Raw genomic sequence first — 1,237 nt, 5'->3', positions numbered from 1 at the left:
GATCAACTCCGGTTCGGCTTCGGCTTCCGAAATCTGGCGCCAGCAGCGTGGTGCAGGCCTTGTGCGCTCATTGGCGCGAGCAGGACGGATTACCCCCGCCCGCGATTGATGCGACACGCATTGCCGCAGCTGAAGGCGCGGTGTTCGTGCTGGCCGGCAGCTTGTCGCCGGTCACGGCGCGCCAGGTTGCTGCCGCGAAGTCTTACGAACGCATTGCGCTCGATGCACGGCGCTTGATCGACGGCGACCAGGCATATATCGGTGCGATGCTGTCGCGCATCGCACAGATTCTCAACGCCGGCAATCATGTGCTGGCATGCACCGCCGACGGTGCCCATCTGGGCGGCGAGCGCGTGTCGTTACTATTGGCGCGGGCAAGCGGAGATTTTCTGCGGCGTCTGTTGCCGCTGACCACGGCGCGCTACTACACGCCGAACGGCCGCTCGATCCAGGCGCGCGGCATCGTGCCGGACATCATGGTGGATGAATACGCCGACGGCGACGGCCTCAACGGCCTGCGCTTGCGTGAAGCAGACCTGACCAAGCACCTGACCAACGACAAGGACAAGGACGCCAAGGAAGTGAAGGCATCCACGGTCGACGAGAAGGAAGAAGAGCGCCTGATCGCGCTGGAAAAGAAACGCAAGCCGCTCGAGTTCGGCAGCAAGGAAGACTTCCAGCTGGCGCAGGCGCTCAATCACCTGAAGGGCCAGCCGGTCCAGGTGTCCAAGGTCAAGCCTGAAATCCGCGACGAGTCCAGCAAGGACGACAAGCCGGTCAAGGACATCCGCAAGGACAACAAGGCGCCACCGGAAAAGATCGAGAAAAAATAAGATCGTAAATTGCGTTACATTAAGAGGGCTGCGTGTTTGCAGCCCTCTTTTCATTTGCTGCCACTCACCGCATATCCACCGCTCCGCCACGCCATGAACGACCAGCAACTGCTGCGCTACTCGCGCCACATTCTCCTCGACGAGATCGACATTGCCGGACAGGAAAAGCTGCTGGCCGGCCATGCGCTGATCATCGGCGCCGGCGGGCTGGGGTCGCCGGCAGCCATGTATCTGGCCTCGGCCGGCATGGGCAGGATCACGCTGGTGGACGACGACACCGTCGACCTGACCAATCTGCAGCGCCAGATCATGCACACCACCGGTCGCGTGGGGCAGCTCAAGGTGCAGTCGGGGCAGCAGGCGTTGGAAGAGATCAATCCCGACATCGACATCGTCGCGCTGGC

At 62.2% G+C, this 1,237-nt stretch carries 2 protein-coding genes; both read left to right on the top strand.

Annotated features, from left to right (window positions below):
• Window positions 1–833 (top strand): nucleotide-binding domain containing protein (locus tag HLUSI_RS34450; RefSeq protein ID WP_238534062.1); only part of this gene is annotated, 833 nt, incomplete at its 5' end.
• Between the two features lie 93 nt (window positions 834–926).
• Window positions 927–1,237, top strand: a 311-nt coding sequence (locus HLUSI_RS0121785; RefSeq protein ID WP_016835985.1) for a HesA/MoeB/ThiF family protein, incomplete at its 3' end; no start/stop codon positions are given.

The sequence above is a fragment of the Herbaspirillum lusitanum P6-12 genome (assembly GCF_000256565.1).
Lineage (GTDB): Bacteria > Pseudomonadota > Gammaproteobacteria > Burkholderiales > Burkholderiaceae_D > Herbaspirillum > Herbaspirillum lusitanum.
Note: the sequence above shows the minus strand (reverse complement) of the source record. Positions and strands in the feature narration are given on the sequence as shown.